The following is a 22,267-nucleotide window of genomic DNA, read 5'->3' as shown; positions in this document are numbered from 1 at the left end:
TTATGGTCCTGTGGGCTCCAAGGGTCAGGCGCTTCAACCCTCCAAGGGTATGGTCCTGACGGCCTCCTGCTCGATGGGCAGGGACCGGGAGAAGCGTTCGAAGAATGCGCGGAACCCCTTGACGTCTTCTGGATCGGGTTCCTCCACACTTGATTCGACCCCCGCGAAGACCTTGGAATCCAGATAATCCGCCAGGGTCTGGTCGGTATGATTCAGATAGTCGGCTAGAACGGCCATGCCCCAGGCGCCGCCCTCGGCCGCCGTCGACATGACCCGGATGGGTGTGTCGAAAGCGGCGGCCAGGATCTTCTGAGCCACCTTCGGGGTGGCGAAGATGCCGCCGTGTCCGACCAGGGAATCCACGCGAACACTCTCCTGCCGGGTCATCACATCCATGCCGATCGTCACCGGGGCGAAGGCCGAGAAGAGCTGGGCCCGCATGAAGTTGGCCAGGTTCATACGGCTCTCCGGCCCCCTGGCGAAGACCGGACGGCCCTCCTCCAGGCCGGCCAGGAATTCTCCGGAATAGAAGCAGTAGTTGATCAGGCCGCCTGCGTCCTTGTCGCCTTGAAGGGCCAGGTTGAAGAGGGTGGCATAGAGTTCGTCGTCATCCATCCTGAGCCCTGCCGCCTCGGTGAAGTCACGGAAAAGACCGACCCAGGCGTTCAGGTCGGAGGTGAAGTTGTTGGCATGGCTCATACCTGCCGGGTCGCCTGCCGGGGTGGCCACCGGGTCCACCTCGGGGTGGAGGCGCTCCATCCGGTCCTCCAGGACCACCATGGCGAAGATGGACGTGCCCGCCGACACATTACCCGTCCTGGGCCGCACGGAGTTGGTGGCCACCATGCCGGTTCCGGCATCGCCTTCGGGCGGAGCCATGGCCGCGCCGGGTTCCAGGGTACCGGTGGGATCCAGCAGGCGTGCCCCCTCCTCGGTCAGGGATCCCGCATCCTCCCCGGCCACCAGGAGCTTGGGGAGTATGTCGCGGATGGCCCAGGGCCGGGACTTGACCTCAGGCAGATGGTCGAAGGTGTCCAGCATGGCCTGGTCGAAGCAATGGCGGCGGGAATCAACCGGGAACATGCCCGATCCGTCTCCGATGCCCAGGACCTTGCGCCCTGTGAGCCGCCAGTGCACATACCCGGACAGGGTGGTGATGAAGTCCACCCTGTCCACGTGTTCCTCCCCGCCGAGAATGGCCTGGTAGAGGTGGGCTATGGACCAGCGCTCGGGGATGTTGACCCGGAAGATCCGCGAGAGCCGTTCGTGGGCCTGGCTGGTGTTGGTGTTGCGCCACGTGCGGAAGGGAACCAGGAGCCGGTCGTCCTTGTCGAAGGCCAGATAGCCATGCATCATGGCCGAGAATCCAATGGCGCCCATCCGGGTCAGTGCCACCCCGTAGCGTTCCTTGACCTGGGCGGCCAGGGCGGCATAGGCACCCTGCACCCCCTGCCACACCTGGTCCAGGGAGTAGGTCCACAGTCCGTCCTTGAGCTGGTTCTCCCATGCGAAATCCCCCTCGGCCAGCGTCTGGTACCCCCTGTCGATCAGGATGGCCTTGATTCTCGTCGAGCCCAGCTCGATGCCCAGGGAGGTCCTGCCTGCCTGAATCTCCTGGGCGAGGTCCTTACCGGTGTCAGCTTCCATGGTCCGCTCCTCTGCCTGGCCGTCCTCGTGGCCCGGGAGGCACGTCTTGACCTCCGCCAACAAGGACTGTTAACGCTCACATAATCCAGTGACAAGTCTAGTCGTGACAAGCGGATCAGGCAAACGGGGGTCGGGTGAATCTCAGGACCGCCGAACGGCCCTGCCCAGTGACCGCCGGGGTACCACGTCGGCCTGGATGAGCCCCACCCCATGTCTGGTTGCCGGGAACTCCACGGGTTGACCCTGGTGGAGCATGGCCAGGAGCTGCCGCATGGTGGCGGTGCCCAACTCCTCGAATCTGGGACGGACCGTCGACAGGGGCGGGTTCAGGTTGTCGACCGTGGGGATGTCGTCGAATCCCACCAGGCTGACATCCTGCGGTATCCGAAGTCCATGCTCCTGGAGGGAGCGGGCCACCCCCACGGCCTGGTTGTCATTGGCGGTGACCACGGCCGTGGGCATGGAAGTGCCGTTCATGCCCCGCTGATCGATCAGGTGGTTCATCAAGGTGTACGATTCGGCCGACTCCCAGCTGCGGGCATGGACCACGGCGGTCTTGACATGGTACCGTGCGCAGGCCTTCCACCAGGAGGCCAGGCGGGTCGAGGCATCGCGCCATTCTGGTGGGCCTGCCATATACAGGACCCTGCGGTGCCCCAACTGCACCAGCTGCCTGGCCACCTGCTGGATGGCCCCCCACTGGTCGATTCCCGTCAGGGCCACCCGGTCGGAGCCCAGATTGTGGCTCAGTGCCTCCTCGATGCTCATCGACCCGTGGGTGGAGGTGACGACGATCCGCGGCTGGGTCACATTCACCTGGCAGGCCGCCTGGAACATCGTATCGGTGGGGGTGATGAAGATGAAGGCGTCGACGTTCTGCTCCAGGAAGGTGCCACACAGTTCCTGGAAGCCATGGAGGGTACAAGCGGCCTCGTTGACCATCATGACCGACATGAATAAACCGTGCGAGCGCGCCACCGTCTCGATGGCCGTGATGGTGGATACCGGTCCGAACAGGCTGACCCCTCCGGCAACCAGTCCGATGGTCCTGCTGTGGCTGGAGGCCAGGGCCCGGGCAGAGTTACTGGGCCGATATCCCAACTGCCGTATGGCCTCTTCCACTTTTCGGCGGGTGGGTTCCGAAACGTCCTTGGACTTGTTGATGACCCGTGAGACGGTCTGGTGGGACACCCCCGCCAACCGGGCCACTTCGAACATGGAAGGGCGATTGGAACGGTGGCGTTCCCTGCTGCCTGGAGGCATGTGATCCTTCTTCCCGAAACCCGTCTCGACTGCTCCGATCATAGCCCGGCGCGGGGAGGACACCGGTGACCTGCATCGGGTCAGCCGGTCAGATGCCAGCTGACCCGATGCAGGTCACTGGGCCCGTATCGCCTGATGGCCGCCATATGTGCAGGCGAGCCGTACCCCTTGTTCCGCTCCCATTGGTAGGGGGCCAGGTCGTCACGTTGCCCGGCCAGGTCGACCATGAACCGGTCCCTGGTCACCTTGGCTATGACCGCGGCACTGGCGACCGTGGCGCAGGATGCATCCCCCCTGACCTTGGTGGTGATTGCCGGCAGGATGGCCAGGTCGGGGGCGTCGAAGCTGTCTGCGGCCTTGGTGATGTAGTCGCTGGGGCCGTCCAGGATGGCCGACGTGTTGGATTCGGCCCCCATGCCCAGCCGGGTCTCGATGTCGGCCAGGGCGCGCAGGGCGGCTATGCCCAGGGCGTGGGTGATCCCCCACTGGTCGATTTCACGGTTGGAGGCGGCACCCACGGCCCAGGCTGCAGCCCAGTCCTCAAGGTCCAGGTATATGGCCGTGCGGCGGACAGGGGTCAGCATCTTGGAATCGGCCACCCCCTCGGGAACCTTCAGCCCGGGAAGATCGCATGATCTGAGTGCCACCACGCCCACCATGACGGGCCCGGCCAGGGCTCCGCGCCCCACCTCGTCCAGACCGAACACATAATCCGACCCCCCGGCGGCCAGTTCCGTCTCCAGGGTCAGGGTGGGTATGGGGTGCATCCCTGCCGCCTACCTGGGCTGCCTGTCCGGAACGGCATCGAAGACCGGGTGCCGGTTGTTCAGCAGCTTCCAGCTGCTGATGGGATAGTAGGTCACCATGGCCGTGCCCTTGATGTTCCCCATGGGTACCTGACCCTCATTCCCATCATTGAGATGATAACGGGAATCCGCCGAATTGGAGCGGTTGTCTCCCATGACGAAGACGTAGCCGGCCTTGACGGTGGCCGTGAAGGGAAAATCACTGGGCTGGGCGCCGGGCCTCAGGTAGGAGCTTTCGTCCAGGGCGACCCCGTTGACCGTGACCGGATGCCCCTTCCCCTTGCAGGCCACCGTGTCGCCGGGCATGCCGATCAGCCGCTTGACCAGGTAGTTGCTGTTATGCCCGTCCGGTGACGCATCCGCCAGCCAATTGGCCGGGTCGGTGAAGACCACCACGTCCCCCCTGCGGGGTTTGGCCAGGAACCTGGTCAGACCGTTGGTGGTGAAGATTCGGTCGTTGATGCCCAGGGTTTCCTCCATGGAGCCCGAAGGAATGACGAAAGGGGCCAGAATGAACAGACGACAGAAGACCACGACCACCACCAGAACCACCAGGTCGACAAGGAACTGGATCAGGGATCCGGACCCGTTGTCCTGAGTGGGTCCTTCGTTCGATGCAGGATCGGTGCCGCCCCCGTCGTAGGGGGCGATGGGGTCGCCTTCGACCCTGAGCGAGGCCCTGGAACGGTGCCTGGGGGCAAAACCCGTCCGTATATCACCTGACTGGGGAACCGACATGCCTGCTCCTTCTGCTTGCACCGTCCGAAATCCCTTCCAGGTCCGGGTCGGATCCGACCCTCGACCGCCATTCACCTGCAACGGCCCCTCATTCATATACCCTACCCGGCGGGATAACAAAAACCCGGGGACCTGAACGGCCTCCGGGTCGACAAGGACGGTCCTACCTGGTCTCGGCCTTGTTGTCGCGACGCTCGACGATACGTGCGGCCTTGCCGTGCAGGTTGCGCAGGTAATAGAGCTTGGCGCGACGCACGCGACCATGCCGCAGGACCTTGATGGAATCGATCTGCGGGGAGTGCAGGGGGAAGCGACGCTCCACACCCACACCGAAGCTGACCTTGCGTACGAGGATGGTCTCACGCACACCGGCACCATGACGGGCGATCACCACGCCGGTGAAAGCCTGGATACGGGTGTTGTTGCCTTCCTTGATGTTCACATTGACCTCGACGGTATCGCCGGGGCGGAAGTCCGGAATCTCCTCCGCGGGCTTCATGTGGCTGGCATCGAATTCCTGAATGGCGTTCATGCTGTTCCTCCACGGCCGCCGCATACCGACCCATGTTCCAGGCCCATCCCGTCTTCGACAGAAGGGCCGTACCCGAGCCCGACGGTCTGCCGTCGGGATACGCCGATCCGCCGGCCATGAACCGGCTGGACCACAAGGAGGGGAACCTATGCGGCAGCTCCCACTCCGGCATTGCAACTGTTCAATGATACACCAGGCAGGGACCGGGGCCCGGGCCGGCGATCAGCGACGATGATCCCGATAATACTGAATCAGGGAGCGCGTGGACTGGTCCTGGGCGGCCAGGGCCTGGTCGTCACGGGAGATGGCCGGAGTGATCTCCTTGGCCAGCTTCTTGCCCAGCTCGACACCCCACTGGTCGAATGAGTCGACCCCCCAGACGGTGCCCTCGGTCAGGGTGATGTGCTCGTAGAGGGCGATCAGTTCTCCCAGGGACCTGGGGGTCAGGGCATCGCCGAAGATGGAGGTGGTGGGTCGGTTGCCGGTGAAGACACGGGCCGGGACGATGGACTCATCGGTCCCCTCGGCGCGCACCTCGTCGGCCGTCTTGCCGAAGGCCAGTGCCTTGGTCTGGGCGAAGTAGTTGGCCAGGAAGAGCTCGTGGACGTCCTGGTCCCCATCCCTGGCGGGGTTGGGGGTGTTGGCGAAGGCGATGAAATCGGAGGGAATCAGCCTGGTCCCCTGGTGGATCAGCTGGTAGAAGGCATGCTGTCCGTTGGTGCCGGGCTCTCCCCAGAAGATCTCGCCGGTCAGGGAGGTCACGGGGGTGCCGTCCCAGCGCACCGACTTGCCGTTGGACTCCATGGTCAGCTGCTGCAGGTAAGCCGGGAAGCGGTGCAGGTACTGGTCATAGGGCAGGACGGCATGGGAATGGGCACCGAAGAAGTTGACATACCAGACGTTCAGCAGACCCATCAGGGCCACGACGTTCTTCTCCAGGGGGGTGTCGCGGAAGTAGCGGTCGATGGCATGGAACCCGGCCAGGAACTCCTCGAACCCGTCGGGGCCGATGGTGATGGCCAGGGAAGTGCCGACGGCCGAATCCACCGAATAGCGGCCACCGACCCAGTTCCAGAAACCGAACACGTTGGCGGGGTCGATGCCGAAGTCCTGGACCTTGTCGAGAGCCGTGGATACGGCGATGAAGTGACGACGGATGGCCTCGGCCGACTTGGCCTCGGAACCATCCACGGCGCCCTGGGCCTGGAGCCTGTCCAGGAGCCAGGCCCGTGCCTGACGGGCATTGGTCAGGGTCTCCAGGGTGGTGAAGGTCTTGGAGACGATGATGAAGAGGGTGGTCTCCGGATCGAGTCCACGGGTCTTCTCGGCCAGGTCGTTGGGATCGATGTTCGAGACGTACCGTGCGGTGATGCCCGCATCCGCATAGGGCTTCAGGGCCTCATAGGCCATGACCGGACCAAGGTCAGACCCGCCGATTCCTATGTTGACCACGGTTTCGATCTTCTTGCCGCTGACACCGGTCCACTGTCCGGAACGGACCTGGTCGGCGAAGGTGTAGATCCGCTTGAGGGTGTCGCGCACATCCCCCACCACATCCTGACCGTCGACGATCAGGGTGCCGCGCTCCTCCTCGGGCCGACGCAGTGCGGTGTGCAGAACGGCACGGTCCTCGGTGTTGTTGATGTGCTCGCCCTGGAACATGGCTTCGATGCGCTGGTCGAGGCCGACCTCCCTGCCGAGCTGGGCAAGGAGGGTCAGGGTCTCGGGCTTGATCAGGTTCTTGGACAGGTCGAAGTGGAGGTCGGCGGCATCGAAGCTCAACCGCTCTGTGCGCCGGGGGTCTTCGGCGAACCACGACCGCAGGTCGATGCCGTTCTTCTGCAAATCCGAGAAGTGCGTCTGCAGGGCCGCCCAGGCCTTGGTCTGCGTCGCGTCTACTGGAGGATTGATGGCCATATGCATAGGTCCTTTCGTGACTTCATGCCCGGACTTGGAACAGGTCTTCAGAGATGATCCGCCCAGGTTTGGGTCTTCTACCAAAGTACTCACAAAAGCGGACACAATACGACAAAAACAGCAACTATGGTTCATCGCGTCGGATGTGCAAAGGACCCTCCGCGCATGGGGTCCGTCAGGACCAGGCCGTGGTCGCCCCCGGCTCAGCCACGCCTCCCCGGCCTAAGCCGGGGGCGAACAGGAAGGTCTGCTCAGAGAATGTCGTCCCTTCCGTATTGGGAGAGTTTGCCGACCATGTCCTTGACCTCCTGGCTGCGTGCCCTGGGTGCCACCAGAAGGGCATCGGGCGTGTCGACCACAATCATGTCGTCCACCCCGAGCAGGGCTATGGTCCGCCCCGTCTCCGGCACGACCATGTCGCCGCCCGAATCCAGATACACCACACGATCGGAATCGCCAAGGATCTTGATGTTGCGACGGTTGGACGACGGCAGGAGGCCGGCGATCGAATTAAAGTCGCCTATGTCGTCCCAATCGAAGCCGCCCGGGACCATGGCCACACCGCCCGCCGCGGACAGGGGTTCCGCCACGGCGTAGTCGAATGCGATCTTCTCGATGCCCGGCCAGTACTCGTCCAGGGCCTGATTGCGCTGGTCCGCCCCCTCATCCCAGACCCGGGCGATGGCCATGATGCTGGCATACAGGTCGGGCACGAAACGCTCCAGGCAGGACAGGACGACATCGGCCCGCATGACGAACATGCCGGCGTTCCATCGATACTCACCGGTCGACAGATAGGCCTGGGCCGTGGAGGCATCGGGCTTTTCCACGAATTCGCTGACCAGGCGCGCATCGGGGGCATCGGGAATCTCGGCGGCCAGGGATGGACCCTGGTGAATGTAGCCGAAAGCCGTGGAAGGCCTGGAGGCGGCCATCCCGATGGTGGTGACATAACCGGCGCGGGCGGCGGCGACCGCCTGGCGGACCGACCGCCCGAAGGCCTTGTCATCGCGGATCACATGGTCGGCCGCGAAGGAGCCCACAACGATCCGATCGCCGTGCCGCCGGGCCAGAACGGCCGTGGCCAAGGCGATGGCCGCCGTGGAATCACGCGGAACGGGCTCGGGGAAGACCGCATCCTCACCGAGTCCAGGCAGCTGGGCACGGACCTGTGCCACATGCCGCCGCCCCGTCGATACCACCACATGGTCCTGCCCGCAGATTCCGGCCAGACGGTCGAAGGTGCCCTGGATCATGGTCCTGCCCGACCCGAGCAGGTCGTAGAGGAACTTGGGACGGTCCTGGCGGCTGAGGGGCCAGAGCCTGGTTCCCACTCCCCCGGCGGGGATTATGGCATAGAAATCGCGAAGATCCATACTCCCCATTCTGCCAAGGAGCTTGTACACCAAGGCCCCTTCCTCGAATCCGGGCCGGTGAAACAGGCGTGCCACACCGAAACGGATACGACTCCCGCGCCCGGCGGTTTTATCCCGGACATCCTGTAGTATCGAATACGCCGTCCGGAACCTCGAGGGCGGCAGGCCACTTTAGCTCAGTTGGCAGAGCGTCTCACTCGTAATGAGAAGGTCGACAGTTCGATTCTGTCAAGTGGCTCCCTTTCGTATGGGCCATCTCACCTTTGTGGTATTCATTGATGGCATGGATATGCACTTATCCGTATTCCACTGGGCGCGAGTGGCGTAATGGTAGCCGCGCAGGATTTAGGTTCCTGTGTCTTCGGACGTGTGGGTTCGAGTCCCATCTCGCGCACGGATGGACCCTGCCTTCGGAACAGCAGGCCCAGGGTTCGAATCTTCTCCATCTCGCACATGGATCCACCCTGCACCTGCGGAATCTACCGCAGACACCGATACGGATCAGCAGACCCGGATCCACCTCTTCCAGTGTCCACAGGCGGGTGTCCCCCTCGCCGATGCCCTCGTATCGGGATCAGGATACGTCATGGCCATCGTCCAGCACCCACCGGATGAGGACGGGCATGATGGCGGCCAGGGCCTTCCCCCTGTGGGAGATGGCGTTCTTCTGGTCTGGGCTCATCTCGGCGGAGGTCAGACGGTGGTCCGTCCCGGCCCGGGCGGGCTGGTCATCGGGCTCAAAAATGGGGTCGTAGCCGAACCCGTCCCCGCCCCTGGGCGTCCGGATGATCCTGCCCGGCATCTCACCCTGGCGCACGGTGTGGCGGTTCCTGACGGGATACCCCGGTTCGTCGGGAACCACCAGGGCGGCGGCGCAGACGAACCGGGCCGTCCTGGACTCGTCGGGAATGTCCCTCAGTTGGCTGAGCAGGAGGTCGATATTGGCCTGGTCATCCCCGTGGCGACCGCTCCAGCGGGCCGACAGAATGCCGGGGGCCGCTCCCATGATGTCGACGATCAGGCCTGAATCGTCGGCCAGGGCGGGCAGGCCGGAGAGCTCCGCCGTCTGCTTGGCCTTGAGGAGGGCGTTGGCCTCGAAGGTGGTCCCGGTCTCCACGGGATCCGGCAGGTTCAGGTCCGAAGCGGATACGAGCTCGATGCCGAACCGGTCATCCCCCAGGAGGGAATCGAGGATGCGACGCATCTCGACCAGCTTGCCCTGGTTGTGGGTGGCCACGACGACCTGTCCGCCTCTCTCCATATCTCATTCCTCCTTGCAGGGCCCCGGTACGTCCGGCACGGGTTGCCCGTCCCCCGCTGCCGCGGATTTCAGCCGACGGCTACGGAGAGACAATCAACGGGCCATCTCCATCGTAAGTCCGGCATCAACCGCTCCGGGCATCAATCCGTGGCGAGCGCCGCAGACTGGGCCGCCTGGAGCTCCCGGTTGCCCTTGGTGGCCAGTTCCAGGAGCGTGTCGAGCTCGGACCGGTTGAAGGGGCGATGCTCCGCGGTTCCCTGAATCTCGATGAAGTCGCCGGAACCGGTCATGGAGACGTTCATGTCGGTCATGGCCTGGCTGTCTTCGATGTAGGGCAGGTCGAGCATGGGATGCCCGTCGATGATTCCCACCGACACGGCGGACACCTGGTCCTTGATGATCTTCTCGACGCTGCGGATGTGGTGGTGGTCCTGGGCCCAACGCAGGGCATCCACCAGGGCCACATAGGCTCCGGTGACCGAGGCGGTGCGGGTGCCCCCGTCGGCCTGGAGAACATCGCAGTCCAGTTGCACCTGGTTCTCCCCCAGTGCTTCCATGTCGACGACACCACGCAGACAGCGCCCGATCAGGCGGGATATCTCCTGGGTACGGCCGCCGACCTTGCCCCGGACGGATTCACGGGCGGTGCGTTCGGATGTGGCCCTGGGCAGCATGGCGTACTCGGCCGTGACCCATCCCAGGCCCGAGTCCCTCCGCCACCGGGGCAGGGTGGGCGTGAAGGAGGCCGTGCACATGACCCTGGTGTTCCCGCACTCGATCAGGACCGACCCCTCGGGGGCATCCGTCCAGTGCCGGGTGATCCTGACCGGGCGCAGCTCGTCCACCGCCCTGCCGTCCGGTCTGACCACGGCCCCATCGGCCAACATGTCCTTGATTGCCACCATGGATGCACATCCTTTCCTTGCATACTGCACTTGATTATCCCGGGAGCCCTATACCTGCACTCAGGAGGCCGTCAGGACCGTCCTGGCGGGGAGGATCCTGTCGATCAGGAAGAGCACCAGCCCCAGGACGAAGAAGACCACCAGGTACTCGGCGATGTTGACGGTCATCTGCCCCCATCCCAGCCTGCTCAGATCGATGAATGCGTAGGGGTAGGGGTTCCCGCCGGGCTCGGGGCCGGAGTGGGGCCAGATGGCCGCCCGCACCAGGACGAAGGCCAGGTAGAGGGGGAAGTAGATCAGCCAGGTCAGGACATAGTGCCACTTGAACCGGCGGTGGGGGTCGAAGAGGAGGAAGTCGACCAGGGCCATGACCGGGGCGATGGCATGGATCATGTAGGTGGTCCGGATGCCCATCACCAACAGGTAGGGCGAGGAGTTGATGCCCAGGACCACCATGGCCACCAGGCCGGTGATGAGAATGTACAAGGTCAGGCACCCCTTGAGCCAGGCCGGGGGTTGGATTCCCTTCAGGAGGGTGGCCGCCCCCGCCCAGAGCATGACCAGACCCAGGGCCATATTGGTCTGGAAGGTGAAGTAGACCCACTTGTTCCCGATGCCCAGAAGCCAGGCTTCATGGGTGCCCGCCAGGCAGAAGAAGGCTATAAGGAACCGATAGATGGCCACCAGGTATCTCATGGGGACCAGCATATCCCGCCGGTCATACTGCCTGGACGTGTGGATGGTCGGGGCGGCCTTCCTGCACATATCGGGTGCGGATTGGACTAGACTGTGGGGAAACACGGCAAGCACAGGAACTGCAAGCGAGGTTGACATGAACGAAACCGACCGGACTTCCACCGCCCTGATGACCGACATGTACGAGTACACGATGCTGGACGCCGCCCTCCAGGACGGCACTGCCGGGCGCCGGTCCGTCTTCGAGGTCTATACCCGTCACCTCCCCGCGGGGCGGCGCTACGGGGTGGTGGCCGGGACCGGCAGGATCCTGGATGCCATCGAGCGCTTCCACCCCACCGAGGATGAGCTGCGTTTCCTTTCGGACAGGAAGATCGTCAGCCCGGCGACCATACAGTGGCTGGAGCACTTCCAATTCACCGGCACCATTCGGGGCTACAGGGAGGGTGAGGTCTTCTTCCCCAACTCCCCCGTCCTCCAGGTGGAGGGCGGATTCGGCGAGTGCACCCTCCTGGAGACCGTCATCCTTTCCATCCTCAACTACGACTCTGCCGTGGCCTCGGCCGCCTCGCGCATGGTTTCGGCGGCCAAGGGAAGGCCCTGCATGGACATGGGCGCCCGGAGGGCCAACGAGTACGCTGCCGTGGCCGCCGCCAGGGCCGCCATGGTGGGCGGATTCCAGGGCACGTCCAACCTCCTGGCCGCCCAGCGCTACGGGTTCAAGGCCATCGGCACCGCAGCCCACTCCTTCACCCTCCTGCACGACACGGAACGCGATGCCTTTGTGGCCCAGATCAATGCCCTGGGCAGGAACACCACCCTCCTGACCGACACCTACTCCATCGACGAGGCGGTCAAGACGGCCGTGGAGGTGGCCGGGCCCGACCTGGGCGGGGTCAGGATCGACTCGGGCGACCTGGGCTCCCTGGCACAGCGTGTCAGGCACCAGTTGGATGCCCTGGGGGCCACCAAGGCCACGATCACCGTCACCAACGACCTGGACGAATACGCCATCGCCTCCCTCCAGACGGCCCCCGTCGACTCCTACGGGGTGGGCACCATGCTGGTCACCGGGTCGGGGGCGCCGACCTGCGCCATGGTCTACAAGCTGACCGAACGGGAGAATTCGGCCGGGACCATGCAGGCCGTGGCCAAGAAGTCCGTCGGCAAGGCATCGGTGCCGGGGCGGAAGCTCGCCTACCGGTCCTACGAGTACAACCTGGCCAGTGCCGAGCACGTCATATCCGGGGCGGAGCAGTCCCTGGACGGATTCAGGCCCGAACAGGACTGGCGGGACCTCCTGGTCACCTATGTGGACCACGGCTGCATCAACCGGGAATACCAGGGAGGGCAGGCCGTGCTGGAGGCCAGGGACCACCGTGCCAGGACCCTGGACGAACTGCCCATCGGGGCGCTCAGCCTGATGCGGGGCGAACCGATCATCCCCACCATCGTCGAAACGATATAAAAGTGAGCACCGTACCCCACCAGAACGGCTCATACACCCCTGCGCCCGACCGCTACGAGACCACGACCTACCGGCACTGCGGATCCAGCGGCCTCATGCTGCCTCCCATATCGCTGGGGTTCTGGCACAACTTCGGGGACCAGACCCCCTTCGAGCGGATGCGGGAACTCTGCTTCACGGCCTTCGACCACGGCATCACCCACTTCGACCTGGCCAACAACTACGGGCCCGAGCCCGGAGCCGCCGAGCGCAACGCCGGCAGGATCCTGTCCAGGTACTTCGCCCACCACCGCCAGGAACTGGTCATCTCGACCAAGGCGGGCTACACCATGTGGCCCGGACCTTATGGGGACCTCGGGTCGCGCAAGTACCTCCTGTCCAGCCTGGACCAGAGCCTGGAGCGCCTGGGGCTGGACTACGTGGACATCTTCTACCATCACCGTCCGGACCCGGACACCCCCCTGGACGAGACCATGGGAGCCCTGGCACAGGCCGTATCCAGCGGCAAGGCCCTCTACGTGGGACTATCGAACTACGACGGCCCCACCCTGAGGAAGGCGAGCGAAATCCTGGACGAACTCCACGTTCCCTTCATCATCAACCAGAACCGGTATTCCATATTCGACCGGACCATCGAATCCAACGGACTCAAGCAGGCCTCCCGGAAGCTGGGCAAGGGCATCATCACCTTCAGCCCCCTGGCCCAGGGGCTCCTGACCGACCGCTACCTGCACGGCATTCCCGAAGACAGCAGGATCAGGGCCGACGGGCGCTTCCTCAAGGAGTCGGCCCTGACCCCAAGGCGTCTGGGTCAGATCAAGGAGCTGAACGACCTGGCCGGTCAACGCGGGCAGACCCTGGCCGAAATGGCCCTGGCCTGGCTCCTGCGGGACCCGGACGTGACCACCGTCCTGATCGGAGCCTCCAAGCCGGGGCAGATCCTGGACAACCTCAAGGCGAGCGCCAATACGGACTTCAGCCAGGAGGAACTGGACCGGATCGACCTGATCTCCAAGGGCTGACCGTCCCGGCGGACGGGCGGGAAGGGCTACTTCTTGCCGCCCATCATTTCCTCGTAGATACGTCGGCAGTCCGGGCAGACGGGGTACTGGGAGGGGTCGTGCTTGGGCACCCAGACCTTGCCGCAGAGGGCCACGACCGGCCTGCCGGTCAACTTGGACTCGGCGATGCGCTCCTTGGACACGTAATGGGCGAACCTGTCGGCATCCCCCTGGTCGCTGCGCCGGGTCTCCTCCCGGGTCTCGGTCTCGGGCCTGTCCAGGACGGCCGTACCGGCACCCTGGTCCGGATCGGAGAGGGGCGAGACCGGGTCCTGGTCCAGGACGGGTTCCGGACCATGCAGGGGCGAAGCGGGGCGCAAGGGAGTCTCAAAAGCAGTCATACCACCATGATAACCGCTCCCGGGGCCCTGACGATACGGTCCATCCCCGGGCTGAGAGCAATCGAACCCGTCCGCAGGGGGCACCGTGGATCCCGCTGGTTCCAGCCAAGGGGCTAATCTGGTTGACATGACAATAGCTGTATGCCCCGGATCATACGATCCAGTGACTTCAGGGCACCTGGATGTGATTGAACGTTGCGCATCCTTCTTCGACACCGTCCACGTAGTCGTGGCCGTCAATTCCGTCAAGACCCCCCTGTTCGGCGAACAGGAACGGGTGGAGATGATCCGTCAGGCCCTGGACGAGGACGGGTACCCGCAGATCACGGTGTCCTCGACCACGGGCCTGATCACGGACTACTGCCTTCAGGTCGGCGCCTCGGTCATCGTCAAGGGCCTGCGACAGAACGGGGATTACGAGGCCGAGCTGGGCATGGCCCTGGTCAACCGCAAACTGGCCGATGTGGAGACCCTCTTTTTGCCCGCTGATCCGCTGCGTGAACACATATCCAGCACCATCGTCAAGGATGTTGCCAGGCATGGCGGCAACATCACGGGCATGGTACCCAACAGTGTAGTGAAGAAACTGACCACCATACTACAGACGGAAAGAGCCGACAATGGTTGAGGAGACAGACAGGCGGGGAAGCGACGGGGACATCTCCGACCAGACGAACAAGGCATTCCGCTTCGGGGGAGGGGACCCGGACGGACCAGGAGAACAAACCGAACCGAGCACCCCGGCCATCGACGATTCCACCCGGATGAGCCAGCCCAGACAGGGCCTGAACATGGATGACCTGCCCGATCTGCGCGAGGCGACCTCCAATGAGCCCCGGGCGGAATTCACCACCGTCTACGACATCATCGACCGGGTCCAGACCATGCTGGACGAGGCCAAGGCCCCCCTGCTCAACCCGGGCATGGTCAAGGTGGACAGGGAGAAGCTCGACGGTGACCTTGACGAACTCAAGAAGATGCTCCCCGTCCAGCTGGAACGCGCCTCCGCCCTGATGCGGGAGGCCGAACGCCGGCTGGACTCCGCCCAGACCGAGGCCAACGCCACCATATCGGCGGCCCAGAGCCGTTCTGCCGAAATCGTCAAGGAGGCGGGCGAGCAGGCCCGATTCCTGGCCGGTCAGGAGAACGTGGTGGCCATGGCCCAGCAGAAGGCCCAGGCCATCATCGACCAGGCCCAGGCCCAGGCCGACAAGCTGACCCAGGGGGCCAACGGGTACGCCGCCCAGGTCATGCAGGAGCTGGGCACCCAGCTGGACAGGGTCGGCCAGGATGTACGGGCCGGGATGGAGGTTCTCCATGAGCGTGAGCAGGAGGCTGCGCGTACCATGAACGGGAACTCCAACCAGCAATAGGGCATACGGGCCCGGACCGGAGGTGGCACCGGGCAGGACCGCATCGTGCGAAAGGAAGCAGGGATGAGCAGACCGGAGGATTCGTCCTGGGCCGTTTCCGTGGCCCAGGTGGCGGCCAGGGCCGGGCGCAGCAAGCATGTCGACCAGGACTTCCCCGCCCCGAGCGGCATCGGTGACCAGGTGGTCGGCATCAGGGAGGGCGACCCGGTGCAGGTCACCGGGTCCTTCGAGTCCATGGTTGACGGACTGATCTTCACCGCCCACATCAGCGCCCCCCTTCGGGCCGAGTGCACCAGGTGCCTCAAGCCCATCGAGCGGGACATCGGGGTGGACCCCGTGGTCTTCTTCCCCTACGAGACCCCCGAGCCTGAACAGACCACCGGCAAGGCCGAAATCATCGCCGGTGAGGAGGAGGGCGGCGACACCTATCCTCTGGCCGAGGGCGGGGCCTTCGCCGACCTGGAGGCCCTCCTGCGCGACAACCTGGCCGAGGCCCTCCCCCTCCAGCCCCTGTGCAGGCCCGATTGCCGGGGACTCTGCCCCCAGTGCGGAATCGACCTGAACGAGCACCCTGACCACCATCATGTGGTGCTGGACGACCGTTGGGATGCCCTGAAAGGCCTCAAGGCCAAGCTGGAGGGCCAGGAAAAGGGAGAATGATCCCCGGCAGCCACCTCAGGATCGGCCCGGTGTGACAAAGACCTGGGGTTGCGGTAAACTGCTCTACGCTTAAGCCCGAGACTCGATCGAAACAGAGGATAACATGGCACTGCCAAAGTACAAGACCTCGCGCGCCAACACGCATTCGCGCCGCGCCAACTGGAAGACCAAGGCCGCCACCACGGTGGCCTGCCCCAACTGCGGGGCCCCCACGCTGCCCCACATGGCATGCCCGAGCTGCGGCATGTACCGCGGCCGCATGTACCGAGACGCCATCCGACCGCAGTTCAGCAAGTGAGCGTGCGTTCGCAAGATCGTTGAGGGAACCCCTGCCATCGACGGGTGGCAGGGGTTCCCTGCATAATGGGAGCCATCAGAGAGGTCGGGATCGGAATCGCATGACCGGAAAGGCAGTGTCGTGAGCAGGGATACGGGCAGGGAGACGAAGACGGGCACGGACGCGGAGGCGGAGTACACCCGGAACCACACGGTCGGGGCGCCCGATCAGGAGAACGACCAGGAGAGCGACCTGCCCGCCAGGGAACTCTTCAGGGCCCTGCGGGCGGAGCTCACCCCCGAACTGCTCGTCCACGCCCTGACCCATCGTTCCTTCGCCCACGAGCACCCCGGCATACCCAACAACGAACGTCTGGAGTTCCTGGGCGATGCCGTCCTGGAACTGGTGGCCACCGAGACCCTCTACAGGGCCCACCCCGACCAGAGCGAAGGCCAGCTGGCCAAGATGCGGGCCAAGGCAGTCTCCGAGGAATCCCTCTCGGCCATAGCCCGAACCAAACTCCACCTGGGCCCCTACATCCTCCTGGGGCGCGGCGAGGCCGAGAACGGCGGGGCCGACAAGGACTCCATCCTCTGCGACACGGTCGAATCCCTGATCGGGTCCGTCTTCGTGGAGCACGGGATCGACGGGGCCCGTGTCACCGTCCACGCCCTCCTCGACGACACCCTGGAGGAGGTGGCCACCGAGGGGCCCGCCCTGGACTGGAAGACCTCCATCACCGTCAAGGCCCACGGGCTGGGCCTGGGCGAACCCCACTACGCCATGGCCGTCTCCGGGCCCGAGTACGCCCAGGTCTTCACTGCCAGGCTGAGCCTGGACGGCAGCGACACCGTCATCGGCACCGCCGAGGCCAGCAGCAAGCGCAAGGCCCAGCTGGCCGCTGCCGCCCAGGGGTGGAAGGCCCTGGACGACCCGGCGGTCCTGGCCTCCCTGAAGGGCGGGGAAGCCAGGTAGGGACCGGCATTCCGCCATTCGGTACCTGATTGGGACCGGGCCACACCTCTGCATAGACTGTGAGGAACAACCGGGCCTGCGCCACGAGCAGCAGGGACTCCCGGTCCTGATCGGGACTCGTTTTGGCCGAACCTGAGCCCCTGACCCGATAGGTACCACGTTAGGGACGCACGACCGGCATGTCGTCGCGCAGTCGAGAGGTTGAGAGGAAAACATGAGTCTGCCGACACCTCTGCAAGCGTTCAGCTCGGTCCCCAAGGATGAGGGCCCGGACCAGGCGGGAACCACCCCCGAGGGGGAGGCGATGACCGGGGCGCAGGCCCTGATCCGTTCACTTGAGGATCTGGGGGTCAGGGATGTCTTCGGGGTTCCGGGAGGTGCCATCCTCCCCACCTATGATGCCATCGATGATTCGGTCAGGTTCAGGTTCACCCTGGTCCGCCACGAGCAGGCGGCCGGCCACGCGGCCGAGGGGTATGCGGTCTCCACCGGCCGGGTGGGGGTCTGCCTGGTCACCTCCGGCCCCGGGGCCACCAATATGGTCACCCCCATCGCCGATGCCATGATGGACTCCGTGCCCATGGTCGTGGTCACCGGCCAGGTGGGCGTGGCCGCCATCGGCACCGACGCCTTCCAGGAGGCCGACATCGTCGGCATCACCTACCCGGTGGCCAAGCACTCCTACCTGGTCACCAAAGCCCAGGACATCCCCCGGGTCATGACCGAGGCCTATCACATAGCCCAGTCCGGCAGGCCCGGCCCGGTCGTGGTCGACCTGACCAAGACCGCCCAGAACGAGCGGATGGTCTATTCCTGGCCCCAGGAGATGATCCTGCCCGGATACAACCCCGTCACCAGGGCACATGGGCATGTGCTCACCGATGCGGCCCGGCTCTTCGCCCAGTCGCACAGGCCCGTACTCTACCTCGGCGGTGGGGCCATGCGCTCCAACGCCCGGCAGCAGGTGGAAAGGCTGATCCAGGTCACCGGCGCCCCGGTGGTCACCACCCTGCCCGCCAGGGGGATCATCCCCGACTCCGACCGGGCCGTGCTGGGCATGCCCGGCATGCACGGGACCGTGGCCGCCAACGGGGCCATCCAGCACTCCGACCTCCTGGTCGCCATCGGGGCCCGGTTCGACGACCGGGTGACCGGCAGTCTGGATGACTTCGCCCCAGTGGCCAGGGTGATCCACATCGACATCGACCCGGCCGAGATCGGGAAGAACCGCCAGGCGGACGTCCCGATCGTGGGCGACGTAAGCCAGGTCCTGGACGACCTGGTCCCCGCCATCGAGGAGGCCCAGAGGACCTGGGGCCGACCCGACCTGAAGCCCTGGTGGAACCTGGTGGAATCCTGGCGGCAGGACTACCCCACCACCTGGGAGGAGACCCCCGACGGGTCCCTGGCCCCCCAGTGGGTGGTCAGGACCCTGAGCAACAAGGCCGACCCGGCAACGATCTGGGTGTCGGGCGTAGGCCAGCACCAGATGTGGGCAAGCCAGTTCATCGACTTCGAACGGACCAGGTCCTGGGTGTCCTCATCCGGCCTGGGCACCATGGGCTACGGCCTGCCCGCCGCCATCGGTGCCTCCATCGGCACCCAGGACGATGAGGCGCCCCGCCCCGTCTGGCTGATCGACGGGGACGGGTCCTTCCAGATGACCTCGGAGGAACTGGCCACGGCAGGCCAGATGGGGCTGCCCATCAGGATCGCCATCCTCAACAACTCCGTCTATGGCATGGTCCGCCAGTGGCAGACCCTCTTCTACGGGAGCCACTATTCCCAGACCAACCTCCACGACGGGGACGCCAGAGAGCCCGGCAGGACCGAGATTCCCGACTTCGTCAAGCTTGCCGAGGCCTACGGGTGCCTGGGTCTGCGCGCCTTCACCAAGGAGGAGGCCCAGGAGGCCATCGACAGGGCCAATCAGGTCAACGACCGACCGGTCCTGATCGACTTCCGCGTCTGGAAGGATGCCATGGTCTGGCCCATGGTGCCGGCCGGGGCCTCCAATGACACGATCATCTACAAGCCGGGAGTCCAACCCCTGGCCGGCATCAGGCCGGAGCAGGAGGAGCAGGAGCCCCAGGAGCGGACCGGGGCCGACCGGGCCGCCATGGCCAACGATGCCGCCGGCCACATGAAGAAGTAGGGAAAGGGGACAAATCATGGCTAATTATCCAGCATCCAAGCCCGGTTCCGAGCGTCACACCCTTTCCGTCCTGGTCGAGAACCGGCCCGGCGTCCTGGCCAGGGTGGCGGGCCTCTTCGCCCGGCGCGCCTTCAACATCAACTCCCTCTCGGTCTCCTCGACCGAGCGGGACGACATTTCGCGCATCACGGTCACGGCCGACGTGGAGGCCGTTCCCCTGGAACAGATCATCAAGCAGCTCAACAAGCTCCTTCACGTGCTGAAGATCGTCGAGCTGAGCGACGAGGAGGCCGTGGAGCGCGAGCTGGTCCTGATCAAGGTCAAGGCCAACGAGCACAACCGGTCCGACGTCCTGGAGATCGTCAACCTCTTCCGGGTGAGGGTGGTCGACGTCCACCCCGAGTCCCTGACCATCGAGGCCACCGGGGCCGAGGGCAAGCTCGAGGCCCTGCTGCGCCTCCTCAAGCCCTTCGGCATCATCGAACTGGTCCGGTCGGGTGCCGTGGCCGTGACCCGTGGACCCAAGGCCCTGAGCGAAAAGGTCCTGGGCTCCCGGATCACCGGCCGGTGACAGGACCGGCTGCCCGGAACGGATCCGACAACGGGCCGGGAGACCGACCAGGGCCGAGCCCCCGGGAAACCCCTGAGCCATCCATCCAAGGCTGGCGGTAGATTGGGGCATCATGCCCATCTATGATCTCGGTCTGGAACACGTCGCCCTATCCTTCGCCACCAAAACCATCTTCACGGATGTGACCCAGGGCATCTTCGAAGGTGACCGGATCGGCATCGTGGGGCGGAACGGTGACGGGAAGTCCACCCTCCTCCACCTGTTGAACGGCACCCAGGAACCAGACCGGGGACGGGTGACCATGCGCAACGGCCTGACCCTCGGCCTGCTGGACCAGCGCGACCCACTGGGAGACGAGGACACGGTCCGCAAGGCGGCCCTGGAGGACCGCCAGGACTACGAGTGGGCCGCCGACCCCAAGTCACGCGAAATCGTCGAATCACTTCTGGGCGGCATGGAGCTGGAGGCCAGGGTGGGCACCCTCTCCGGCGGCCAGCGCCGCAGGGTGGACCTGGCACGGCTCCTCCTCAGGGACTGGGACATCCTGGCCCTGGACGAGCCCACCAACCACCTGGACATGGTCACCATCCACTGGCTGGCCGAGCACCTGAAGAACCGGTGGGCCAGGAACTCCGGCGCCCTCCTCCTGGTCACCCACGACCGATGGTTCCTTGACGAGGTCTGCTCCTCCATGTGGGAGGTCCACGACGGGACCATCGATCCCTTCGAGGGCGGATACAGCGCCTACATGCTCCAGAGGGTGGAACGCGAGCGCCAGGCCGACCTGGCCGAGACCAAGCGCCGCAACCTGGCCCGGAAGGAGCTGGCCTGGCTGACCCGCGGGGCCCGGGCCCGGGCCACCAAGCAGAAGTTCCACGTCAAGGCCGCCCGTGAGCTGATCGCCGACGTGCCCCCCATGCGCAACAGCCTGGAGCTGAAGCGGATGGCCACCTCCCGCCTGGGCAAGCAGGTGGTCGACCTGATCGACGTGACCAAGATCTACCCGGCCGGGGACCCCTCCCAAGCGACCGATGGACTGACGGACACGGGTGCCTCCACCGGCGGCGACGGGGATGGGCGGCCCGGCGACCCCGCCGACCAGCCTGATGTGACCAGGCAGGCCCATGGCAGGGGCGGCCAGATCGACACCGTCCCCTCCCCCTTCGCTGAGAGGCCCCTTATGGGCTCGGTCACCATCGCCGAGGATCCGGACGATTCCGACCCGGATGAAACGGTTGCGGCCCGGACCAGGACGGTCAGCGGCCATATGGTCCTGGATGACGTGACCTGGCTTATCGGACCTGGCGACCGGTTCGGCATCGTCGGCGCCAACGGGGCCGGCAAGTCGACCCTCCTGGGGCTGATCGACGGGCGGATCGACCCCACGGCCGGCCATGTCAAGGTCGGCAAGACGGTCAAGTTCGCTGTTCTGACCCAGCGCCTGGATGAGCTGGAGAAGCTGGGCAAGTACCGGATCAAGGAGGTGCTGAGCCGCTACAGGCCCTCCTACGTCGTCGACGGGAAGGAGGTCACCCCAGGTCAGCTCATGGAGCGCCTGGGCTTCGAAAGCGCCCAGCTGATGACGCGTATCCAGGACCTCTCCGGGGGCCAGAAGCGACGCATGCAGCTCCTCCTGATCCTCCTGGACGAGCCCAACGTCCTGATCATGGACGAGCCGGGCAACGACCTGGACACCGACATGCTGGCCGTCATGGAGGACCTGCTGGACTCCTGGCCGGGGACCCTGATCGTGGTCTCCCACGACCGCTACCTCCTCGAACGGGTGACCGACCAGCAGTTCGCCCTGACGGGCGGCAAGGTGGTCCACCTGCCCGGCGGGGTCCAGGACTACCTGGACATGGTCGAGACGGGCAAGCTCCGGACGGAGGACGACAACCAGGCCGGTCAGGGCGACCGACCCCGGAAGGGGGCCGGCGGAAACGAACCGGGTGGCCGCCCCGACCCCGCCCAGGCCAAGGCCGACCGGATAGCCAAGCGGAACCTGGCCAAGCAGGCGGCCGCCATCGAACGCAGGCTGGCCAAGCTGGCGGATCAGCGCAAGCGGATCGAGGTGGAGATGGCCGGACACGACCCCAGCGACTATGAAGGGCTGAACGACCTGAACGCCAAGCTCAAGGACCTGACCGGCCAATCCGACGAGTTGGAGGAGGAGTGGCTGACCATCGGGGAGGAACTGGAGTAGCCACCCAGGCCCCCGATCGGGCAGGATCCCAAGCGGGCCATA

21 protein-coding genes and 2 tRNA genes are annotated in these 22,267 nt (G+C 65.2%); 12 read left to right on the top strand and 11 right to left on the bottom strand.

Annotation, left to right across the window (positions count from 1 at the left end):
- Positions 1-33: 33 nt before the first annotated feature.
- The 7 genes from Q0K62_RS03575 to Q0K62_RS03545 all read right to left on the bottom strand — a co-directional run bounded on the left by Q0K62_RS03575 (position 34) and on the right by Q0K62_RS03545 (position 8,279).
- Positions 34-1,647 (bottom strand): FGGY-family carbohydrate kinase, encoded by a 1,614-nt coding sequence (locus Q0K62_RS03575; RefSeq protein WP_297316610.1) that lies wholly within the window; start codon positions 1,645-1,647, stop codon positions 34-36.
- Between the two features lie 141 nt (positions 1,648-1,788).
- Complete coding sequence (locus Q0K62_RS03570) at positions 1,789-2,865, bottom strand: LacI family DNA-binding transcriptional regulator (protein WP_297316630.1); 1,077 nt, start codon at positions 2,863-2,865, stop codon at positions 1,789-1,791.
- A gap of 125 nt (positions 2,866-2,990) precedes the next feature.
- Positions 2,991-3,677 carry a ribonuclease HII gene (locus tag Q0K62_RS03565; protein WP_297316609.1) on the bottom strand — a complete coding sequence of 229 codons (687 nt, stop codon included), beginning with the start codon at positions 3,675-3,677 and terminating at the stop codon, positions 2,991-2,993.
- A gap of 9 nt (positions 3,678-3,686) precedes the next feature.
- Positions 3,687-4,454 (bottom strand): signal peptidase I, encoded by a 768-nt coding sequence (gene lepB, locus Q0K62_RS03560; RefSeq protein ID WP_297316608.1) that lies wholly within the window; start codon positions 4,452-4,454, stop codon positions 3,687-3,689.
- Between the two features lie 163 nt (positions 4,455-4,617).
- Positions 4,618-4,986 (bottom strand): 50S ribosomal protein L19, encoded by a 369-nt coding sequence (gene rplS, locus Q0K62_RS03555; protein WP_297316607.1) that lies wholly within the window; start codon positions 4,984-4,986, stop codon positions 4,618-4,620.
- Positions 4,987-5,208: 222 nt separating this feature from the next.
- On the bottom strand, positions 5,209-6,903 hold the full coding sequence (gene pgi / locus Q0K62_RS03550; protein ID WP_297316606.1) for a glucose-6-phosphate isomerase: 1,695 nt from the start codon (positions 6,901-6,903) through the stop codon (positions 5,209-5,211).
- Positions 6,904-7,154: 251 nt separating this feature from the next.
- Positions 7,155-8,279 (bottom strand): mannose-1-phosphate guanylyltransferase, encoded by a 1,125-nt coding sequence (locus tag Q0K62_RS03545; RefSeq protein ID WP_297316605.1) that lies wholly within the window; start codon positions 8,277-8,279, stop codon positions 7,155-7,157.
- Between the two features lie 165 nt (positions 8,280-8,444).
- Here Q0K62_RS03545 and Q0K62_RS03540 point away from each other — a divergent pair.
- Together Q0K62_RS03540 and Q0K62_RS03535 are read left to right on the top strand one after the other, a co-directional pair.
- Positions 8,445-8,517: transfer RNA gene (locus tag Q0K62_RS03540), tRNA-Thr, on the top strand.
- Positions 8,518-8,592: 75 nt separating this feature from the next.
- Positions 8,593-8,673: transfer RNA gene (locus Q0K62_RS03535), tRNA-Leu, on the top strand.
- 180 nt (positions 8,674-8,853) lie between these two features.
- On the opposite strand, the gene rdgB is transcribed toward Q0K62_RS03535, so the two are convergent.
- From rdgB to Q0K62_RS03520, 3 genes are all read right to left on the bottom strand, one after another.
- Entirely contained in the window at positions 8,854-9,540 is a 687-nt protein-coding gene (gene rdgB, locus Q0K62_RS03530; protein ID WP_297316604.1) for an RdgB/HAM1 family non-canonical purine NTP pyrophosphatase, read from the bottom strand.
- 140 nt (positions 9,541-9,680) lie between these two features.
- Positions 9,681-10,445 carry a ribonuclease PH gene (gene rph, locus Q0K62_RS03525; RefSeq protein WP_297316603.1) on the bottom strand — a complete coding sequence of 255 codons (765 nt, stop codon included), beginning with the start codon at positions 10,443-10,445 and terminating at the stop codon, positions 9,681-9,683.
- Positions 10,446-10,505: 60 nt separating this feature from the next.
- Positions 10,506-11,141: a Pr6Pr family membrane protein gene (locus Q0K62_RS03520; protein ID WP_297316602.1), complete on the bottom strand. Its 636-nt coding sequence runs from the start codon at positions 11,139-11,141 to the stop codon at positions 10,506-10,508.
- Between the two features lie 136 nt (positions 11,142-11,277).
- Between Q0K62_RS03520 and Q0K62_RS03515 the strand changes: the two genes are divergently transcribed.
- Both Q0K62_RS03515 and Q0K62_RS03510 read left to right on the top strand, forming a co-directional pair.
- Positions 11,278-12,609 (top strand): nicotinate phosphoribosyltransferase, encoded by a 1,332-nt coding sequence (locus Q0K62_RS03515; RefSeq protein WP_297316601.1) that lies wholly within the window; start codon positions 11,278-11,280, stop codon positions 12,607-12,609.
- Between the two features lie 2 nt (positions 12,610-12,611).
- Positions 12,612-13,631: an aldo/keto reductase gene (locus tag Q0K62_RS03510; RefSeq protein WP_297316600.1), complete on the top strand. Its 1,020-nt coding sequence runs from the start codon at positions 12,612-12,614 to the stop codon at positions 13,629-13,631.
- Between the two features lie 26 nt (positions 13,632-13,657).
- On the opposite strand, the gene Q0K62_RS03505 is transcribed toward Q0K62_RS03510, so the two are convergent.
- Entirely contained in the window at positions 13,658-14,011 is a 354-nt protein-coding gene (locus Q0K62_RS03505) for a DUF3039 domain-containing protein (RefSeq protein WP_297316599.1), read from the bottom strand.
- Positions 14,012-14,138: 127 nt separating this feature from the next.
- Between Q0K62_RS03505 and coaD the strand changes: the two genes are divergently transcribed.
- From coaD to Q0K62_RS03465, 8 genes are all read left to right on the top strand, one after another.
- Entirely contained in the window at positions 14,139-14,639 is a 501-nt protein-coding gene (gene coaD / locus Q0K62_RS03500) for a pantetheine-phosphate adenylyltransferase (protein WP_297316598.1), read from the top strand.
- A gap of 136 nt (positions 14,640-14,775) precedes the next feature.
- Complete coding sequence (locus tag Q0K62_RS03495; RefSeq protein WP_297316629.1) at positions 14,776-15,384, top strand: cell division protein; 609 nt, start codon at positions 14,776-14,778, stop codon at positions 15,382-15,384.
- 63 nt (positions 15,385-15,447) lie between these two features.
- Complete coding sequence (locus tag Q0K62_RS03490; RefSeq protein WP_297316597.1) at positions 15,448-16,044, top strand: DUF177 domain-containing protein; 597 nt, start codon at positions 15,448-15,450, stop codon at positions 16,042-16,044.
- Between the two features lie 103 nt (positions 16,045-16,147).
- On the top strand, positions 16,148-16,342 hold the full coding sequence (gene rpmF, locus Q0K62_RS03485) for a 50S ribosomal protein L32 (protein WP_297316596.1): 195 nt from the start codon (positions 16,148-16,150) through the stop codon (positions 16,340-16,342).
- Positions 16,343-16,573: 231 nt separating this feature from the next.
- Positions 16,574-17,296, top strand: a complete 723-nt coding sequence (gene rnc / locus Q0K62_RS03480; protein ID WP_297316628.1) for a ribonuclease III — start codon at positions 16,574-16,576, stop codon at positions 17,294-17,296.
- 214 nt (positions 17,297-17,510) lie between these two features.
- The gene (locus tag Q0K62_RS03475) at positions 17,511-19,451 is read left to right on the top strand and encodes an acetolactate synthase large subunit (RefSeq protein ID WP_297316595.1); all 1,941 of its coding nucleotides are present in this window, start codon (positions 17,511-17,513) and stop codon (positions 19,449-19,451) included.
- A 16-nt stretch (positions 19,452-19,467) separates the two neighbouring features.
- Complete coding sequence (gene ilvN, locus Q0K62_RS03470) at positions 19,468-20,022, top strand: acetolactate synthase small subunit (RefSeq protein ID WP_297316594.1); 555 nt, start codon at positions 19,468-19,470, stop codon at positions 20,020-20,022.
- Between the two features lie 112 nt (positions 20,023-20,134).
- Positions 20,135-22,225, top strand: coding sequence for an ABC-F family ATP-binding cassette domain-containing protein (locus tag Q0K62_RS03465; protein ID WP_297316593.1), 2,091 nt, complete (start codon positions 20,135-20,137; stop codon positions 22,223-22,225).
- The last annotated feature ends 42 nt before the right edge of the window (positions 22,226-22,267 follow it).

The organism is uncultured Bifidobacterium sp. (assembly GCF_945269915.1).
Taxonomy (GTDB): domain Bacteria; phylum Actinomycetota; class Actinomycetes; order Actinomycetales; family Bifidobacteriaceae; genus Bombiscardovia; species Bombiscardovia indica.
The sequence above is the reverse complement of the archived record's forward strand: the minus strand, read 5'-3'. Positions and strand labels throughout refer to the sequence as shown.